The sequence below is a fragment of the Nostoc sp. genome (assembly GCF_036917515.1).
Lineage (GTDB): Bacteria > Cyanobacteriota > Cyanobacteriia > Cyanobacteriales > Nostocaceae > Nostoc.
In genome coordinates, this window is record NZ_JBALDE010000227.1 from 44,624 (window position 1) to 62,501 (window position 17,878).

General features: G+C 43.8%; 15 protein-coding genes, 1 pseudogene and 1 riboswitch. Of the genes and pseudogenes, 7 read left to right on the forward strand and 9 right to left on the reverse strand.

Features of this window, described 5'->3' with window-relative positions; genetic code table 11:
* Positions 1 to 187 precede the first annotated feature (187 nt).
* From V7K89_RS29920 to V7K89_RS29935, 4 genes are all read left to right on the forward strand, one after another.
* Positions 188 to 1,171 (forward strand): helix-turn-helix transcriptional regulator, encoded by a 984-nt coding sequence (locus V7K89_RS29920; RefSeq protein WP_335193792.1) that lies wholly within the window; start codon positions 188 to 190, stop codon positions 1,169 to 1,171.
* Positions 1,172 to 1,330: 159 nt separating this feature from the next.
* Positions 1,331 to 4,000, forward strand: a complete 2,670-nt coding sequence (locus V7K89_RS29925) for a TonB-dependent siderophore receptor (RefSeq protein ID WP_335193794.1) — start codon at positions 1,331 to 1,333, stop codon at positions 3,998 to 4,000.
* Between the two features lie 484 nt (positions 4,001 to 4,484).
* On the forward strand, positions 4,485 to 4,739 hold the full coding sequence (locus V7K89_RS29930; RefSeq protein WP_335193796.1) for a hypothetical protein: 255 nt from the start codon (positions 4,485 to 4,487) through the stop codon (positions 4,737 to 4,739).
* Positions 4,736 to 5,344: a TonB-dependent siderophore receptor gene (locus V7K89_RS29935; RefSeq protein ID WP_335193798.1), complete on the forward strand. Its 609-nt coding sequence runs from the start codon at positions 4,736 to 4,738 to the stop codon at positions 5,342 to 5,344. Before V7K89_RS29930 ends, V7K89_RS29935 begins: the two co-directional genes overlap by 4 nt.
* A gap of 257 nt (positions 5,345 to 5,601) precedes the next feature.
* On the opposite strand, the gene V7K89_RS29940 is transcribed toward V7K89_RS29935, so the two are convergent.
* The 6 genes from V7K89_RS29940 to V7K89_RS29965 all read right to left on the reverse strand — a co-directional run bounded on the left by V7K89_RS29940 (position 5,602) and on the right by V7K89_RS29965 (position 11,340).
* Complete coding sequence (locus tag V7K89_RS29940) at positions 5,602 to 5,802, reverse strand: helix-turn-helix transcriptional regulator (RefSeq protein ID WP_335193800.1); 201 nt, start codon at positions 5,800 to 5,802, stop codon at positions 5,602 to 5,604.
* The gene (locus V7K89_RS29945) at positions 5,799 to 6,179 is read right to left on the reverse strand and encodes a hypothetical protein (protein ID WP_335193802.1); all 381 of its coding nucleotides are present in this window, start codon (positions 6,177 to 6,179) and stop codon (positions 5,799 to 5,801) included. Before V7K89_RS29945 ends, V7K89_RS29940 begins: the two co-directional genes overlap by 4 nt.
* A 373-nt stretch (positions 6,180 to 6,552) precedes the next feature.
* Positions 6,553 to 6,735, reverse strand: coding sequence for a hypothetical protein (locus tag V7K89_RS29950; RefSeq protein WP_335193804.1), 183 nt, complete (start codon positions 6,733 to 6,735; stop codon positions 6,553 to 6,555).
* Between the two features lie 126 nt (positions 6,736 to 6,861).
* Positions 6,862 to 7,512 carry a cysteine hydrolase family protein gene (locus V7K89_RS29955; RefSeq protein ID WP_335193806.1) on the reverse strand — a complete coding sequence of 217 codons (651 nt, stop codon included), beginning with the start codon at positions 7,510 to 7,512 and terminating at the stop codon, positions 6,862 to 6,864.
* Between the two features lie 403 nt (positions 7,513 to 7,915).
* On the reverse strand, positions 7,916 to 8,974 hold the full coding sequence (locus V7K89_RS29960) for a ribonucleotide-diphosphate reductase subunit beta (RefSeq protein WP_335193808.1): 1,059 nt from the start codon (positions 8,972 to 8,974) through the stop codon (positions 7,916 to 7,918).
* Positions 8,975 to 9,084: 110 nt separating this feature from the next.
* A complete protein-coding gene (locus tag V7K89_RS29965; protein WP_335193810.1) occupies positions 9,085 to 11,340 on the reverse strand; it encodes a ribonucleoside-diphosphate reductase subunit alpha in 2,256 nt (751 codons plus the stop codon).
* A gap of 266 nt (positions 11,341 to 11,606) precedes the next feature.
* Positions 11,607 to 11,754: riboswitch (cobalamin riboswitch) on the forward strand.
* Between the two features lie 375 nt (positions 11,755 to 12,129).
* Between V7K89_RS29965 and V7K89_RS29970 the strand changes: the two genes are divergently transcribed.
* The 3 genes and pseudogenes from V7K89_RS29970 to V7K89_RS36170 form a co-directional block, all read left to right on the forward strand.
* Positions 12,130 to 12,384 carry a hypothetical protein gene (locus V7K89_RS29970; RefSeq protein WP_335193812.1) on the forward strand — a complete coding sequence of 85 codons (255 nt, stop codon included), beginning with the start codon at positions 12,130 to 12,132 and terminating at the stop codon, positions 12,382 to 12,384.
* Between the two features lie 22 nt (positions 12,385 to 12,406).
* Positions 12,407 to 13,408 (forward strand): methyltransferase domain-containing protein, encoded by a 1,002-nt coding sequence (locus tag V7K89_RS29975; RefSeq protein ID WP_335193814.1) that lies wholly within the window; start codon positions 12,407 to 12,409, stop codon positions 13,406 to 13,408.
* Between the two features lie 48 nt (positions 13,409 to 13,456).
* Positions 13,457 to 13,862, forward strand: a pseudogene (locus tag V7K89_RS36170) (transposase); the annotation flags it as partial.
* Positions 13,863 to 14,026: 164 nt separating this feature from the next.
* Here V7K89_RS36170 and V7K89_RS29985 read toward each other — a convergent pair.
* From V7K89_RS29985 to V7K89_RS29995, 3 genes are all read right to left on the reverse strand, one after another.
* Positions 14,027 to 14,695, reverse strand: a complete 669-nt coding sequence (locus V7K89_RS29985) for a TonB-dependent siderophore receptor (protein ID WP_335193865.1) — start codon at positions 14,693 to 14,695, stop codon at positions 14,027 to 14,029.
* Complete coding sequence (locus V7K89_RS29990; RefSeq protein ID WP_335193818.1) at positions 14,637 to 16,709, reverse strand: TonB-dependent receptor domain-containing protein; 2,073 nt, start codon at positions 16,707 to 16,709, stop codon at positions 14,637 to 14,639. Before V7K89_RS29990 ends, V7K89_RS29985 begins: the two co-directional genes overlap by 59 nt.
* Positions 16,710 to 16,830: 121 nt before the next feature.
* The gene (locus V7K89_RS29995; RefSeq protein ID WP_335193820.1) at positions 16,831 to 17,859 is read right to left on the reverse strand and encodes a helix-turn-helix transcriptional regulator; all 1,029 of its coding nucleotides are present in this window, start codon (positions 17,857 to 17,859) and stop codon (positions 16,831 to 16,833) included.
* Positions 17,860 to 17,878: the final 19 nt, after the last annotated feature.

The window sequence follows — 17,878 nt, forward strand, 5'->3', positions numbered from 1 at the left end:
TGAGATTGTATACACCAAAGGGGTTGCCAAAAGCGTCGCCCTTGTTGGGTACTCTATGCGTAGGCGTAGCCAGCCTACGCGTGGCTTGTGTGATGGCTGAAAACTGCTATGAGCGATACCAACCGTAAGCTCCCCTAACGCCATACTAACCTATAATTGTTGATAAAATTTATTATTACTACTAACCATGACTATTACCCTGACGACAAAAGAGTGGGAGGAACTATGGGCTGAAGCTGAAATGAACAGCCAGAAAAACCCAGAATCTAATGAATTTATTTATCAAATGCCTAGACAGCTGGGCAAAGGATATGTGCGAGATATTGAGGTGTATCCCCATCTGTTGCTTTCAATTTGTGACTTTGAATATCACAATGATGTATTGATAAAAGTTCCTGAATATAATCATCCTCTGCAATTTTGTGTCGAGCTTTTAGGAAGTAACACAGACGATACACTGATCTCTGGTGCTGGCGTTCAACGCTCATGGACTGCAAAAAATCCAAAATCCCAACGGAGTGTGGGCATTGATATTCACATGCCACCTTCGCTATTGGGAATCTTTTTCCCGACAACAGGTGGCGAAATTCCTTCCCAGTTCAGCCTACTGGCGAAAGGTGATGATTGGCAGACAATGCTACAGCCCAAAAAGACTGCTGCTGTCCACTCTGTAGTAGAGCAAATCATTAACTGTCCTTATCAAGGAATCGCCAAGCGGATGTATTTGCAGGTGAGAGTGCTGGAACTGATCAGGTTGCAGTTAACTCCGATGCTGGTGGATCAAGGTGGAGTGCAAAGGTCACCACGACTGAAGGCAGAAACCATCACTCGGATTCATCATGCCAAAGAAATTTTGCACTCCCGTATAGAGAATCCGCCGTCGTTGCTGGAATTATCACAACTTGTGGGGGTGAGCGATCGCACTCTACGACGTGGATTTCAGGAACTCTTTGGCACAACTGTATTTAGCTACATCACCAATCAGCGTATGGAGTGGGCAGAGTCACTATTGCGGCAAGGCGATCTTTCCGTTGCCTCTGTTGCTAACTTAGTTGGTTATTCTAACTTGGGACACTTTGCAGCTGCCTTCAGACGCAGGTTCGGCATTACGCCGGGGAAATGTTTATTGGGCAACAAGTCCGTTTCGGGATCTAAAGCCGTTTCTGAGTAGACTTGATTGCCAACTCTTGTATATACTCAGTTTCACTAAAAATCAAGAAATATTTGCAATAATTCAGATTTTTTACTGAAGTCATCCTCCGGTGTTGCTGGGGGACTACAAGGCGTGTGAATAAGCAAAGTTTTGTGAGCAGGTGTGTAGGGAGTTGTTATGAAGCGTTGGCGGTTTTTTAATAGTGTTTATCTGTGGCTGGCACTGTTTACGGGATGTCTGAGTGCTGTAACTATTTCACCAGGATGGGCAGAGGTTAAACTAATCAATGAAAATTCAAAATCCACGCTAACTTCAAAGATTCGTCATTTAATAGAGCATCCGATCGCCAGCGCTCAACAGCTTGTGCAATCGCCTGCACCGCCAAACACGCCCTTAGCAGAAGTTGTGCAAGTGACGCAAGTGAAAGCTAATCCCACCACCAAAGGTGTGGAGGTGATTTTACAAACTACCAAAGGGGAACAGTTACAAGTTATTAATCGCACTGCTGGTAATAGTTTTATCGCTGATATTCCTAATGCCCAACTGCGCTTACCGTCGGGCGAGGCATTTACATTCCGTTCTGATAAACCACTTGCGGGAATTACTGAAATAATAGTAATAAATTTGGATGCCAATACTATCCGGGTGACAGTTATAGGTGAGCCAAGCTCACCAACAGTCGAGTTATTTGACAGTGATGAAGGTTTGATTTTCGGGTTGACAACTGCTGCATCTACTGCACAGCAACCGCCCCAAACACAACCAACACCTGAACAACAGCAGCCAGCAAGCCAAACCCAGCCACAGCAACCATCAGCACAAGGTGAGCAGCCAATTGAATTAGTCGTGACGGGTGAGCAAGATGGCTATCGCGTACCGAATGCCAGTGTAGGGACTCGAACCGACACCCCCTTACGAGACATTCCCCAATCCATTGAAGTTGTCCCTCAAGAAGTGCTGCGCGATCAAAACGTTACCTACTTAGAAGATGCCCTAAGAAATGTGAGTGGGGTAACTTCAGTGAGTTCGTCAGTAGGCTTTGGAGACGGTAGTCAGTTTAACATTCGAGGCTTTGACACCACAAATCGCAGTGGCGGCAGCTTTCTTAGAAATGGATTTAGAGAGGGTGGTTCTATACCCTCGGAAATCCCCAATATCGAAAAGATCGAAGTGCTCAAAGGTCCTGCTTCCGTGCTTTACGGTAATGCCAATCCAGGTGGAACCATCAACTTGGTTACGAAACAACCGCTGCACGACCCCTTCTATGCCATTGATGCCACAATTGGCAGTTATGACTTCTATCAGGGTACCATTGATTTGTCTGGACCGTTAAACGACTCTAGGACGGTGTTGTATCGCCTCAATGCATCCTATTTGAATACAGGAAGCTTTGTTGATTTCTTTGAAAGAAGTAACTTCTCGATTGCACCAATCGTGAGTTTTGCGATCGGGAAGCGTACTCGTCTCATCCTGGAAGGCGACTACACACAAACAAGCACAGTTGGTTACTTAGGCTTGCCAGCGCTCGGTACAGTACTCCCCAACCCCAATGGTCGTATTCCGCGCAATCGTCTGACTGGAGAGCCTGACGGTGTTGTTGATAACTCTATTTTCAGAGTGGGCTATCGGTTGGAGCATCAGTTTAGCGACAACTGGTCATTACAAAGTGCATTTCGGGCGAGAATTCAAAAAAATAAACCTGGAAACGAGTTTTATATTGTTAATGACTTTAGTAATAGTCTTGACTCCTCCGATAATCGAACCCTCAACCGTAATGCGATTATCAACACTGTCGATAACGACGACTACGACTTAGCTATAAACTTGACTGGTAAATTTTCAACTGGATCAATTGATCATCAGCTAGTCTTTGGCGTTGATTTGAGCAGATCGTTTTTAGGATATGAGCAGTTTAGCACACCTGCACCACTAGACGTGTTTAACCCTGTTTATCGGCGACCTTTTGCTGAACCTTTCACTTTCGCTTTTGATGGTGAACAATTAACTAATGCTCTAGGGATTTATATTCAAGATCAGGTGACGCTGGCTCCTAATCTCAAGTTATTGCTGGGCGGGCGGTTTGATCTGTTTGAGCAAAACAATCGTTTTCTGAGTGATACCACTAGTCAATCAGGGGATACCTTCAGTCCGCGTGTCGGTATTGTTTATCAGCCCATTGAACCCATTTCACTCTATGCCAGCTACAGTCGCTCATTTTTTCCAAACAGCGGCACCGCCTTTGATGGTAGCGTTTTTGAACCAGAGCGGGGCACCCAGTATGAAGTTGGAGTCAAGGCAGATTTGAATGACCGACTTTCGGCAACCCTTGCCTTTTACCACCTGACCTGCTCTAATATTGTGACCGATGATCCACTCCATTCAGGCTTCGGTATCCTAACAGGTGAGCAGCGCAGCCAAGGGGTTGAATTCAGTATTGGCGGCGAAATTCTGCCAGGGTGGAACATCATTGCAGGCTATGCTTACACGGATGCCCAAATCACTGAAGATAACGTCCTACCTGTGGGCAATCTTTTGGCTAATGTTCCTGAAAATGCATTTAACCTATGGACAACCTATGAAATTCAGCGCGGTTCTTTGCAAGGCTTTGGTGTGGGTGTGGGCTTCTTCTTTGTCGGAGAGCGGCAAGGTGATTTAGACAATAGCTTTCAACTCCCCAGCTATCTACGGACAGATGCCTCAATTTTTTACAAGCGCGATCGGCTCCGCGCCGCCCTTAATTTGAGAAATTTATTCAATGTAGATTATTTTGAAAGTACCACTGGTCCGCTGAGCGTTTATCCTGGTGCGCCGTTTACGGTGCAGGGCACAATTTCGTGGCAGTTTTAAGTACCATTCAAGACACTGCTGATTAAACTACACTACCCAACTACTGACTATCACTATTTTTCAGACAGACAGTAACCCTAGCGGCATACGAAATTACCAAGAGCAATGTTGCAACACCAGATCCAAACTATCCTGAAGACTCAGGGTTTGTCATCCCGATTGGAGAGGTGATATCATGTTCGGCAAATCACCCATATATAGAGCTAGGTGCATGAAATGGTGCGATCGCAATGCCGAATGATACAATTCCACCCAAACCACCAATCCAATTAGGGGTATTGCATAATTAAGGTAAGAAATATTCTTAATAGATACTGATTAAATTCTTAAATCTTGGCATTATCTACACTATTAGACATCTCCGATAATTAATTCTGCGTTGCCAAAATCCTTGGTAGGGGCGAACGGCCGTTCACCCTTACATTATTTCTGAAGATGTCTATTCATCTATGCGTTCTGTGCATTAGACATCTGGTGAAAAAGAATGTTTAACTCTGACACCTACGTTGTGGGTCAGTTTGCTACAGGTAGCATTCGTCATCAATTGGTCACTGGCATTAGTCTTACTAGACAGGAAAGCGGTTTTAGTGGGTTTAGTGGCCAAGCTGCTCCCATTGACCTATTCAATCCTGTGTATGGTCAGCCGCTTGGTGATGTGACTTTCGAGTATAATATTCCTGGTAGCATGACGCATTGGGCATTTACGTGCAAGACTAGATCACCCTGGCTGAAAATTTGAAGCTGCTGCTGGGCGGACGATTCGATCTGTTTCGGCAAAGTGAAGAGGATCGGATCGCGAATACAGAAACCAAGCAGTCTGGCAATGACTTTAGCCCTCGTGTGGGCATTGTCTATCAACCAATTCAGCCCATCTCACTCTATGCCAGCTACAGTCGCTCCTTTACCCCAACGCTTGGCACTGGCTTTGGCGGCGATGTCTTTCAACCGGAGCGCGGTACCCAGTATGAAATTGGGGTCAAGGCAGACTTGAATGATAAACTTTCGGCAACTCTGGCTCTCTACGATCTGACCCGATCCAATGTTTTGACTGAAGACACCAGACCTGACGTACCCCCAGGCCAGTTTTCGATTCAAGTAGGCGAACAGAAAAGCCGAGGTGTTGAACTCACCTTTCAAGGAGAAATTCTACCAGGATGGAACATCATTGCGGGCTATGCCTACATTGATGCCAAAGTGACTAGGGACAACACGCTTCCCGTGGGTCTTCGTTTTCGTGCTGTTCCTGAAAATACCTTTAACCTGTGGACAAGCTATGAATTTCAACGGGGTAGTTTACAAGGCTTCGGCGCTGGCGTGGGATTATTCTTTGTCGGAGAACGGTAAGGGGATACATTAAATACCTTTCAGCTACCCAGCTATTTCCGCACAGATGCAGCGATTTTTTACAAGCGCGACAGGTTTCGCGCTGCCCTTAACTTTCGCAATCTATTTGATGTGGATTACTTTGAAACTTGTTTCGATAGCAATCGAGTTTTTTATGGCGATCCGTTGACGGTGCAGGGGACAATTTCCTTCGAGCTTTAATCCCTCTTGAATCCTGCTCTTGCAAAGGGAAGAGAGCCGGGATTCGCTGCACACTTCTATTCCAGGTTATCGAGGAAGAATACTTCCTCAATCGGCTTCTCGAAAAGGCGGGCAATTTTGAACGCTAGCAACAAACTTGGGTCATACTTGCCCGTCTCAATGGCATTGATAGTTTGCCGCGACACGTCCACGCGCTCGGCTAGATCCGCTTGCGACCATTTGTGTTCAGCCCGTAGGACGCGCAGTTTATTATTCATCGATACCGCCATGCTGACCATGCCAAACCGATGCCCCACATGATGGCCATAAGGGGCCACACAAAAAGCCAGCTTACCTGAGGAAACCCGGCCAGTTGTAACCAGCCGTAGGTGAAGGTTAGCACTGCCGTGCCAGTAAATCCGAAGCCGAGCGCCTCAAGGTGAAACTTCCGATGAAATTCGTCAACGCGCCTAAGCAACCGCACAACCACGATCAGAAAGAAGCCTGCTGGAATCATCGGCATGAGGGCGATCGGGATTCGTAGCAGGCTGGGTAGGGACAGATTCAACAGAGATGCTGACACGAACACGACGATACCATACACAGTCATCGTGATAGCGAGTTCGACACCATACCTGTGATAAGGTGAACGCATAACAAAGCTCCTAGAATTAATGTAAAGTAACCTTGTCATTCAATGTAAATTACCGTTGTCTTTTTGTCAAAAATACTTTACTTTTGACGACAAGTAGCCAACGCATTTTTAAAGACGCGATATCAAATAATCCGCCAACAGCGATATGAAATAATTCTCTGGTGTTGGGTTATCGACATACTTTTGATATAGTCCAGCGATAAATTCGCATCGTTCTTTAAGAATGCGTAGGCGTAGCACGCCACAGGCATCGCTACGCTAAAAATCATAAACTTGTGTCCGGCGATCACTTTGCGACAACACCGATAACCTTTCTTTGTCAGTGCGCTTCAACCGGGTTGTTTGTTATGCCGCGATCGCCACACTGTTGGGGCTAATTTTGTGAAGACTCATTCAGTTGCTGCTGAAGTTGTTGAACTTCCTCAATCGATAAGCCTGTGGAAAGGGCAATAATGTTGATCGCCACTCCTCTGAGCAAGAGATTGATAGCGATCGCCCGATTTCTTTCTTCCTCAGCCTCTCTCCAGATCGAAGGATAAACGGTGGATTCCGACATGATGTCCCTCCGTAACGATCGTGTTCAGCGGACGCTGATCGCCTTTGCAACTCAACTAAGCAGGCTGATAAGTTCCGCTGCAACACGTTTGTTAGGCTGTGCATTGTGATTGCGCCTGAAACCACTTTAGATTTTAGCTTTCTTGCGAAGTATTAAGCTTATTTCCTCTACAGTTGTGAAGAAGGCATCCCCCATAAATTTAAGGCTAGCAACGGCTCGCTGACCAGCTTCTTCATTACCCGCTCCACAAGCATCAGTCACCATGATTGGGATATAGCCAAGATCGGCAGCATGGCGAATTGTCGGCTCAATCCCGATTTCAGTTGCTACACCTACTATAATTACAGTGTGAATGCCACAGTCGCGTAAGGCAATGTCGAGAGGCGTTCCCTCAAATGCAGACATCGTGATTTTGTTAAAAATTCCTTCGGAAGGAAGTGGAGTTACTTCAGGAATCAATTGAAATCCCGGCGAATCAGGAAGAAACCAAGGCTTTACATCATCAACCGAGGTTACTCTTTGCCATGCCTTAGCTGTCTTCAGTTGAAAGACACCCGACAATTCTTTGGGTAATGACATGTGACGCATAAAAAATACGCGCAAACCAACTTCTCGCGCTGCTTGAAGAACTTTTATGACCTGAGTTTTTATGTTAGAGCCGTCATTTAACTGGCTAAAGATGCCTATTTGCATATCATAAACGATCAAAGCTGTTCGATTAAGTTCGCAGGCATCCTCCAAATTTTCAGGAACTTCTAGCCCAAATGCCTTTTCCATTTTTCTTAACTCCTGAGCCTTACATATAGAGGGTAGCAGGTTAGTCATAGACAGGTTCAAGTTAGGCTAACTATTTATTATACGGAAAGTTTCCGTATAATCTTTTTCTCAATCCTAATATATCGAGCATTACAACGAACTTCTGTCTGAATATACGGAAAACTTCTGTTTTACATCCTTATTTGGGTATCATACTGAATTTTTCTGTATAACCACCCTTTACGGGAAGATTATAAATAATTTTTCCGTATATCTCTTGGTATTATCAATAATTTTCCGTATTATATCCTTAATTTAGAGTTTTGTATTTAACGCGATTTACGAGCGAGTGATCTCAGCAGGAACGCATTTTAAAAGACGCGATATATCGCGTCTCTACATCTAAACCAATAAGAAACCCCTTTTAGAAATCATCCCAACCTTCGATACTAGATGACATAACATAACTGGTCACACTCGCCTCAAAGAAGTTTGCTTTTGTGTGAGCTTCTTTTTTTGTATCTGAGAAACGTTCCAAGTGGGTATAGGGGCTTTTCTTGTAGATAGCTTCTGAAAACAATGGCTCTAAACCGATCGCCTTCAAGCGAGCATTTGCCAGATATTTTGTGTACTGTTCTGTACTGTTGGCTGTAATGCCCAGAATATCATCTCCGACAATATGTCCTGTCCACTTGCATTCATGCTCGACAGCTAGAGCAAACATTTCATAAATTTGTTCGCGGCTATGGGGGAAAACTTGCATCGCTTCTGGAATCAATTTTTGATACAGCCGCACATGAGAGAGTTCATCTCGGTTAATCATTCTAAAGATATCGGCACTCCCAGACATCAGCATCCGTGATGACAGATTGTAGAAAAATATAAACCCGTTGTAGAAATACAATCCTTCCAACAAATAATCTGCTAACAACGATAGAAAATAATTCTCTGGTGTCGGGTTATCGACATACTTTTGGTATAGTCCAGCAATAAATTCACATCGTTGTTTGAGAATGCGATCGCTGCGCCAAAAATCATAGACGTGTGTACGGCGATCGCTGGGAATCACCGTCTCAATAATGTATTGATAAGACTGATTGTGCATCGCTTCTTGGGAAATTTGCTCTGCCATACACAATGCAATTTCTGGTGCAGTGACGCTGTTTTTAATATGAGGCACATTACAGGTTTGCACTGAATCGAGAAAGGTCAGGTAACTGAGGATGCCATCAAATGCACGTCGTTCTCCAGGTGTGAGATTGAGGTAATCTGTTACGTCCTGAGTAATGTCTATTTTTTCGGGAACCCAGAAGTTCTCTCGCATTTGACGGTAGAGAGACACAGCCCACGAATAGCGAACATCATTTAATTGCATTAAGTTCGTAGTCTCTCCAAACCATATTAAACGGTTGGCTGTATCATCATTCCCATTCGGATTGAAAACGGGATTAATCGGCATTAAAGATTGTCTTGGTTGGTACATTTTAATTCTATTTTGATTAGTTTTCACTATTAATTGGGCAATGTCTAATGCCCATTGCCGATTACCTATGCTTGATAACTGATAACTAACTGTTTACTAATGACTGGTATTCAGCTTGCACAAGCAACACATTGCTCGTTCGATTCTTTAAAACTGTCTTTTTGGACAGTGCGAATATAGTAGATTGCTTTACAATCCAATTTCCAAGCCAGCATTAGGGTTTCAAAAATATCAACAGCTGTGAGAGAACGCTCTGGCTCATCGGGGAAATAAACTCCAGCGTTGAGATTAAACAGTAGTTCCATCGAAATTCCTGTATCAATCCATTGTTGGATTGTGGCGATCGCCCGTACCACTTTTTTCTGATTCAGTGTCTTATTCTCGACATAGAACCATAAATTATCCCGAATGTAAGGCGGTGCGATGGGTACTGAACCCTTTGCCCACTTTTCATAAAAGAATTTGCTGTAAACGGGTAAAACACTTGCTGTACAACCCTGAACTAAAGATGAAGAAGTGTTGGGTGCGATCGCAGTAATGTGTGAATTGCGAATCCCATGTTGTTTGATATCCTGACTCAATTTTGCAAAGCGTTCTGGAAGAAGAGCGTGTTGCAAAAACCATTGTACAGGTTTTGCTCCGATTAAATGTCCCTTACTCCATTCACTACCTGCAAAAGCAGGATACGCACCTCGTTCCTTAGCAAGGGACATTGATGCAGATGTGCAATAGTAACCGATATCTTCAAATAAATCGCTGATTTCCTGAAGATGGGTGTAGGTGAGATGACGTTTTGCTAACCAATCGGCTAATCCCATACAGCCCACTCCAATTGTGCGATATTTGGCGTTGTGGGTGGCACTAGCAGCAAAGGGTGGTGAGGTAAGTTCAATCGTGTTATCTAATATACGTACTGCGATTTGACAAATTTTTGCTCGTTGATCATCCTCAAGATTTGCAAGATTGATACTTACAAGATTACACGTGTGTGCTTCTTCACCCGGTTTTACATTTGACCACGATTCTTGACATAGGTTCCCACCGGGAATATAGCCCTCATGCTGATTGGGATTAGCTCGGTTCGCGGTATCTTTAAACCATAGGTAAGGCATCCCGGTTTCTAATTGGGTTCGCATCACCTGTTTGAGTAAAAGACGAGCATTCACCCGTTTGTAAAGTGTGATCTCGCTTTGTAAACTGGCTTCGATTTGAAGATAAGCCTTTTCAAATGCTTCACCCCATAATTGAGCCAATTCAATGCCTAAACGAGTTCGTATCTCATAAGGATCAACTAACGTCCATTCTTCATCTGCTGCTACCCGCCGCATAAATTCATCACTGACAACCAGTTGCGGGAACACATCATAAGCTTTGCGTCGCCCGTCCCCATTTTCGGTTTGCATTTCCAAAAATTCCGGCAAGTCCAAATGCCAAACATCTAGACTGACGGTGACAGCACCTGCTCTGCGTCCACCTTGATTAACTGCGATCGCTGTATCATTCAACAATTTAATCCAGGGAACCACACCACCAGAGGCATTCTTCTTCCCCATTACCCAACTACCAGTAGCGCGAATGCGAGACAGATTTACGCCGACACCGCCACCATTTTTGGAAATCCGAGCCGCATCATGAATGCTATCAAAAATGCTTTCTAAATTGTCGTCCATCGCCGTAATGAAACAACTGGCTAGCGAGCCATTGGGAATTCGCAAGTTCGCTAAAATGGGCGTTGCTAAAGATATTTGACGATTCGCTAACGCTTGATAAAATTGCTTTGCCCAGGTTAATCGATTCTCTGGTGTTTCTACAGAGGCAATCAACAGCGCACAAGTTAAAAACGCTTCCTGTGGTAGCTCATTCGCCAAAAGATATCGCTTCGTCAGTAATACCGCTCCCGCATAATCATAGTCGGCATCCCAGTCGGGATTGATCCAAGTGTTAGCAATCTCTAATTCGGCGTCCGTATAGATTAAAATACGGCGATCGTATTGTTCTGACAAAACTTTTGTTTGTACAGTCCGAGCATATTGCCCGTACTGATAACCACGGCTAAGTGTTATTTCTTTCCACAAACTCCAAATGTGTAATCGTCCTGCTACATAGCGCCAATCAGGTTCTTCAAGACTACACAAATCCAAAGCACAGCGAATCAAATTATCTTGAATTTCTCGTGTGGTAATGCCGGGACGCAATCGAGTTGTTAGATGCGCTTCTAGAGCAATAGAATTTGCTGACAGTCCGCAACAAGCCCAATTAACCACTGTACGAATTTTATTAATTTCTAACGGTGTTGTCGAACCATCACGACGAACAACATAGATATCCGTTGTGGAGCCGAGAGAGAGTGTGGATGGAGCTTGCATACAAAATGTGTTGATGAATTGGAGAAAAATAATTGCAAAAATGGAAAAGAATTGTTAACTAGGTTTGGCAATGTAAAAAATTGTCAGCGCTATGTCAGCAAACGCTGGCAACCCGAAAAAGTTTGTTAGGTTGAAAAACTTCTAGAACAATTGCCCAATAAAAATCCAGAGCAAGTTTTGGTAAAGAATGAGACTTGCTCCGATTAATGACGAATGCCAGTATAGATCGACCATTGATTTTTATGCAAGCAAATCACAGTTATGTTAGTATTCAGATGAATCTCGGTTCTAGTGGGAAACAGCCACTAGAGGAAACGGGGAAAGTCCGGTGTAAATCCGGCGCTGTCCCGCAGCTGTATTCAAGGCTATGCAAGCCTTGTGAGTCAGAATGCCCGCCGAAGTTGACCTATAAATTTTGTACATCTGCGAGTTACAGATAAGTATCTTTATGAAAATTTCTACAACTACTACTCAGCTTTACGTTCTCATAGCCCCACATATCAAGACGCTACAGATTACGACTTTCTATGAGAGGGTAAGCGATTAGTTTCCGGTGTAAATTGTGTCTTGAAATACAGCGATCGCGATCGCTACTTCCTATGAGAGTATCCCTTGCAAATAGTCACAGCAACAACGAAATGCTGTATTAACTAACAGGTGGAAGTTGTTAAAAAACAGGAAGTAAATGGCGTGTATGAGGTACATAGTTCTGTTTTATTACTGAACAAATGCTTTCCCAATTATCCGTATAAATTGCTAATTTACTAGATTTTTACTCGGTTAATCATCATGCCGAAATTCTATCTTCACCGAGTTGGGAAGATTCCCACTTCTGTTCATCCCTTTGTCAAACAAACAGCTCTTCTCCAAAATAAACACAAACCCAGTCTACTTCAAGAGAGAATTATTCAAGATGTTCAAAACATTGCAATGTCGATGTATCGGATGATTTATATTGCAATCGCCTCCGTCGGGCGGTTACGACATCCCTCGTCTGATTCGGGACGAGCAGCAATGAGTAAACCGTTAGATCGACTCAAATAGGTGTACAGAAGCGTTCAAAAAAATGTCAACGTTATTATATTCTATAATTGGTTTTCTTGTGCTTTTAGTAATTGGAATTGCGGCTTATTTCCTAACTGCCCGCAAGTATCAATCCTCATCCACAGTCGCCAATTCCTACGATCAATGGACAGTTGACGGCATCCTAGAGTTTTATTGGGGGGAACACATTCACCTTGGTCATTACGGTTCGCCGCCACGAAGTAAAGATTTTTTGGCTGCTAAATCTGACTTTGTACATGAAATGGTTAAATGGGGTGGCTTAGATAAATTACCTCCTGGTACTACCGTCTTAGATGTTGGCTGTGGAATTGGGGGTAGCAGCCGGATTTTAGCGCAAGATTATGGGTTTGCTGTCACAGGGATTACCATCAGCCCACAGCAGGTAATGCGTGCCCAAGAGTTAACGCCCCAAGGGCTAAACGCCCAGTTTGCGGTCGATGATGCGATGGCATTGTCGTTTCCAGATGCCAGTTTTGATGTGGTCTGGTCGATTGAAGCCGGTCCCCACATGCCCGATAAAGCTGTTTTTGCTAGAGAGTTAATCCGGGTGCTAAAGCCTGGTGGAGTGTTGGTTGTAGCTGACTGGAATCAGAGAGATGACCGCCAAAAGCCGCTAAATTTCTGGGAAAAACCAGTAATGCGGCAACTGTTAGATCAGTGGTCTCATCCAGCTTTTTCTAGCATTGAGGGATTCTCCGAGCTTTTAATAGCAACAGGATTAGTAGAAGGGGAGGTAATTACGGCAGACTGGACACAAGAAACGCTTCCTTCTTGGTTCGATTCGATTTGGCAAGGAGTGGCTCGACCAGGGGGATTAGTGCGTTTTGGGCTGTCTGGTTTCATCAAGTCTGTGCGTGAGGTACCGACGCTTTTACTAATGCGCTTGGCGTTTGGTGCAGGGCTGTGCCGATTTGGAATGTTCCGCGCTGTACGGGCGAACTCGCGCACAGAATTGATGGACAGAAACTTTGCCAACCAAAATCTCTCAAGCTTGGTTAGGTAGCGATGCCTGCGGCGGCTAGTGCTGCGACTGATGACCGGGCTATGGGGTCAATGGGGGTGTGCATTTCTAGGACTTCCAAGCTATCAACGATTTGTCGAATGGATGCCATCAGTTCTCATCCCTGTATGTGCATACTTGAGGCATTGTTTTGGTAAATGTACTGGTATCGGTTTTGCAGACTCAACCAGCTTGAAGGTCTGTGATAATCGTCGAATCTCAAGGAATAAGGTGTTTGTTTAAGGATTTTGCTGCTAGAGGTAAGACTTGCGTCGATTGGTTCTTTGGGTTGAAGTTGCACATTGTAATTAACCAACTCGCTGAAATCCTAAATGTGATTTTCACCCCTGGTAATATTGATGACCGCAAACCCATTCCTGATTTACTCAAAGATTTGTTTTGCAAAATCTTTACAGATCGGGGTTATGTCTGGAAACAGCTAGCTGACAAACTTTATTCTTTGAATTCGGAATTGATTCGGATTGGAAGACCAGCAGGCTACCAGTTAAACCAACAATAATTGCAATCAGTCCAACATCTAATCCAACGTAACCGTGTAAAGCAAATACGAAGTTACCCAGGGTTTTGAAAGTCATGGTAGATATTTCTGCAAAATAAAGGTTAAAATTCCACAGAAATCGTGCCCAACACAGTCAACGGTGCTTGAGGAAAGAGGTAGTAGCCACTCGTGTCGTAATATTTGACATCAAAGATATTCTTAAAGTTGAGCGCAGCCCGCCAATTACTATATTTGTAGGAGATTGCGGCATCAGTTCTGATATAGGAAGAAATAGTAAAGGGATCGCTCTGGTAGGCAATGCGCGAGCCAACAAAAAATATACCTGCACCAAATTGTAATCCTTGCAAGTCACCCTTTTGAATTTCATAAGTTGTCCATAAAGAAGCACCGTGGTATGGAGTATTTTCCAGTCTGCGTCCTTCTGGAATGCTGTTATCCTTGCTAACAAATGCATCATTCAAATACCCAGAAGCAATAATCTTCCAACCTGGTAAAATTTCTCCTGCCACATCCAGTTCAATACCTCGACTTTTCACTTCTCCCACTGGGATTACAGAGTTAATATCGTTCGGGTCTTGAGTGGGTATGTTTGTTTTGGTAATGTCATAGGCTGCTAACGTTGCCGAAAGCCGTCGGTCAAAAAGCTCAGATTTTATCCCAACTTCGTACTGTGTACCGCGAGAAGGTTCGAGTGGTTCCCCACTAGCAGTTTTAGAATTGTTGGGAACGAAGGAACGGCTGTAACTGGCATAGAGCGAAATCGGCTCGATAGGTTGATAAGACTAATCCCACACGCGGTGAAAAGGCACGATCGTCAAATTCAAATCTGGTGAGAGTATCGCTACCATTTAAGCTGTCGTAATTGACAAAATCGTATCTACCACCAACCAGTAACTTCAGATTAGGAAGTAGGGTCACTTGGTCTTGCAAATAAATACCTATTGTGTCTAATTTCGTATTTTCTTGATATACCTGTCTAAGATTCGTAGAACCGGAGCCATAGACAGGATTGAAAATATCTAATGAGGCAATATCACCAGCGAAACCAACATAAACATCTGTACTCCGACTCAACTCAAAACCCAGGAGTAGTTGATGGACAATTGAACCTGTGTTGAAGTTACCAATCAAATCAGTTTGCCAGTCGTATTCTTCATCGCGGCGATCGCGATCTTCTTGTACCACACGCTGTAGACTACTACCAATTAAGTCGTTATAGTTGACAAAGCCAACGTTGGTAAGGGACGATTGGACACTCAAAGCGCTTCGTAATTGTAAACTCTCACTGAAGCGATGATCCACTGTCAAAACTCCCCGATTGTAGTCCACATTAGAAAAACTGTTAAGCTCTCCCAAGTTGCGACTGATGGGAAGAGTCAGGTACACAGAGCTAGGTGGGAAGCCGCGATCAAATCCCGCATATCGTCTGCCATATTCGTATTCAAAAGTGAGGGTTGTGTTTTTGCTGGGCTTATAGGTGATGACAGGGGTAACAGAGAAAATATCGTAATCAAGGAAATCTCGAAAACTGCCGGAATTTTCGTAGGCAATATTCAAGCGATAGAGTAATTTTTTGTCATTGGTGAGTGGTCCAGAAAAATCGATGGAACCGCGATAGAAACTGAAGCTACCTGCGGTAAATTCTGCTGCGTAGTAGGGATTGCTCAAAGGTTGCTTAGTGACATAATTGACAATGCCACCAGGCTCAAGCTGACCGTAAAGTACAGAAGCCGGACCTTTGAGAACTTCAACTCGTTCTATGTTGGCACCGTAATCGAAGAAGTCTACTCGATTCTCAAAACCGTTTCTCAAAGCACCAGTTGCGAATCCTCGAATCGTGTAGTAATCATTAATGGCGCCAAAGCTCGTTCCCGGTGATACTCCGGACACATTGCGCGTAGCATCGCTAATCCGCGTGATTTGCTGATCTTTAATTACCTCTTGAGGAATCACTTGAATCGACTGAGGAATATCGCGCAGGGGTGTGTCGGTTCTAGTCGCAGTTGAACTATCTGGTACATTGTATCCGTCTTGTTCTCCTGTCACCACTAGTTCAATCGGCTCGTCACCAGAAGCTGATGGTTGACTCGGCTGTGGCTGATTCTCAGGCTGACTAGGTTGGGGCTGTTGTGAAGTTTGGGGTTGTTGCTGTTGTTGCGCTATAGATGCAGCACTAGCGACCAAGAAGATAAGACCCTCGTCCGGACTGTCAGATAACTCAACTGCTGGTACACTCCCTTCACCGATAACTGTCACTCGAATAGTATTGGCATCAAAGTTAGTGACTGTTATTTCATTAATACCTGCAATTGCAATTGGTTTAGTCGAGCGGAATGTAAAGGCTTCACCCGACGGTAAACGCAGTTGAGCATTGGGAATATCTGCGATAAAGCTATTACCAGCACTACGATTTATAACTTGCAACTGTTGCCCCTTAGTTGTCTGTAAAATCACCTCGACACCCTTGTTGGTGGGATTTGCCTTCACTTTTGTCACCTGCACAACTTCACCTCCCTGATTAGGGAGGTTGTTTGGTGTTGGTGACTGTACCAGTAACATTTGAGCGCTGGTAATAACGGGTTCTATTTGGCTTAGTTGTCGAATCTTCCTAGTTGTTTGAGGTGGCTTCGCCAATGGTACTTTTTTCGCTGGGCGAAGCCGATTAACCAATAAATCAAATTTAGAAATATCTTGCGCTTTCGCTGGCTGAACCACCAAAACTGTAAAAAGTATCAACAACCACTCCAGTCTGCAACTGAAGATTTGGAATATTCGCTTGCTCATTTTTCTCTCACACACCACAGTATCCCAGATCACAGCAATCTGGATTTGGGATTTATTATCAACAGCATAGGGGAATTTCTAGTGAAAAATCTGAACCAGATATATGCCGAAACGGATTTTTTTAGGTGTTTTTGGCAACAAGAAATCTATCTAAGTATTGACTAGGTTGGATGCCAAAGCGCTTTTGAAAAGCCACAGCGAAACGACTAGGACAGTTGTAACCCACTATCTTAGCTACCTGTTTTATGGTCATTTGCTGACTCATGATTAGTGTTCTAGCTTTTTCCATCCGGTATGCCCATAAATAGCCAAATACTGTTGTGTTAAAAACCTGACGGAACCCGATTTTCAGCTTGTAATCGTTTAAACCTACTTGTCGCGCCAATTCTAGCAATGAAGGTGGATTGTCAAAATCGGAGATTAAAATTGCTCTGGCGTGGTAAATTCGGTTAATATCATCTCCTTGCAAAATGCGCGATCGCATCAATTCCCGTTCCCCAGATGTATCGGGTTCCAACTTCAAAGCCATTAATTCTAGACATTTGGTTTGCAAGTAAATTTCTTTAATTAAACCTTGGAAAGGACAATTAACTATTTGATGCAAAATAATTTGCATTTCTGGTGTAGTTTGCCCCATGCGGAAGTAGTTGAGAAAGCATATATTGTCAGTTTCTATGTACAACTGAAGTGATTTAGGTAGAAAGTCTAAGCCACTAACTTCATCTCTGCAAAAGAATTCCTGTAGATTGATCCCAACCTCTACCTCCAGAATGCGTTGACCTGCCCGCCAATAAAATCCACTACCAGGAATTTCCTTATCCAAATCAAAATAAGTTGCAGTGAAATTTTGTCCAGCAGGTATCATTTCCGTTTCATTGTCTGCGATAACTGCGAAACTAAACTCCATTAAAGGAAGGTTATATGCCTTTGTCTCAACAATTAAATCCTCCGCTAAGTCGTACTGTTTTACTAGTAAGTTAATCCCGGTAGGGAAAGCCATTGCATGTTCATAACCCCAACTTTGCTGTTTTGGATCGTTCAACACTGCTAGATACCCAGTATGATATGAGTTGGTTTTTGTCGGTTCAGAGATTGGAGTAGTATTTTGCTGTTGGTGATAGGCTTCTCTTGTTGAAAGAAACAGAGTCATTTTTGTGATTTATTGATAT

Coding starts and splice junctions, on each gene's coding strand:
- V7K89_RS29920 (WP_335193792.1), top strand. CDS start 188: ATGACTATTACCCTGACGACAAAAGAGTGGGAGGAACTATGGGCTGAA.
- V7K89_RS29925 (WP_335193794.1), top strand. CDS start 1,331: ATGAAGCGTTGGCGGTTTTTTAATAGTGTTTATCTGTGGCTGGCACTG.
- V7K89_RS29930 (WP_335193796.1), top strand. CDS start 4,485: ATGTTTAACTCTGACACCTACGTTGTGGGTCAGTTTGCTACAGGTAGC.
- V7K89_RS29940 (WP_335193800.1), bottom strand. CDS start 5,802: ATGAATAATAAACTGCGCGTCCTACGGGCTGAACACAAATGGTCGCAA.
- V7K89_RS29945 (WP_335193802.1), bottom strand. CDS start 6,179: ATGCGTTCACCTTATCACAGGTATGGTGTCGAACTCGCTATCACGATG.
- V7K89_RS29950 (WP_335193804.1), bottom strand. CDS start 6,735: ATGTCGGAATCCACCGTTTATCCTTCGATCTGGAGAGAGGCTGAGGAA.
- V7K89_RS29955 (WP_335193806.1), bottom strand. CDS start 7,512: ATGGAAAAGGCATTTGGGCTAGAAGTTCCTGAAAATTTGGAGGATGCC.
- V7K89_RS29960 (WP_335193808.1), bottom strand. CDS start 8,974: ATGTACCAACCAAGACAATCTTTAATGCCGATTAATCCCGTTTTCAAT.
- V7K89_RS29965 (WP_335193810.1), bottom strand. CDS start 11,340: ATGCAAGCTCCATCCACACTCTCTCTCGGCTCCACAACGGATATCTAT.
- V7K89_RS29970 (WP_335193812.1), top strand. CDS start 12,130: ATGCCGAAATTCTATCTTCACCGAGTTGGGAAGATTCCCACTTCTGTT.
- V7K89_RS29975 (WP_335193814.1), top strand. CDS start 12,407: ATGTCAACGTTATTATATTCTATAATTGGTTTTCTTGTGCTTTTAGTA.
- V7K89_RS29990 (WP_335193818.1), bottom strand. CDS start 16,709: ATGAGCAAGCGAATATTCCAAATCTTCAGTTGCAGACTGGAGTGGTTG.
- V7K89_RS29995 (WP_335193820.1), bottom strand. CDS start 17,859: ATGACTCTGTTTCTTTCAACAAGAGAAGCCTATCACCAACAGCAAAAT.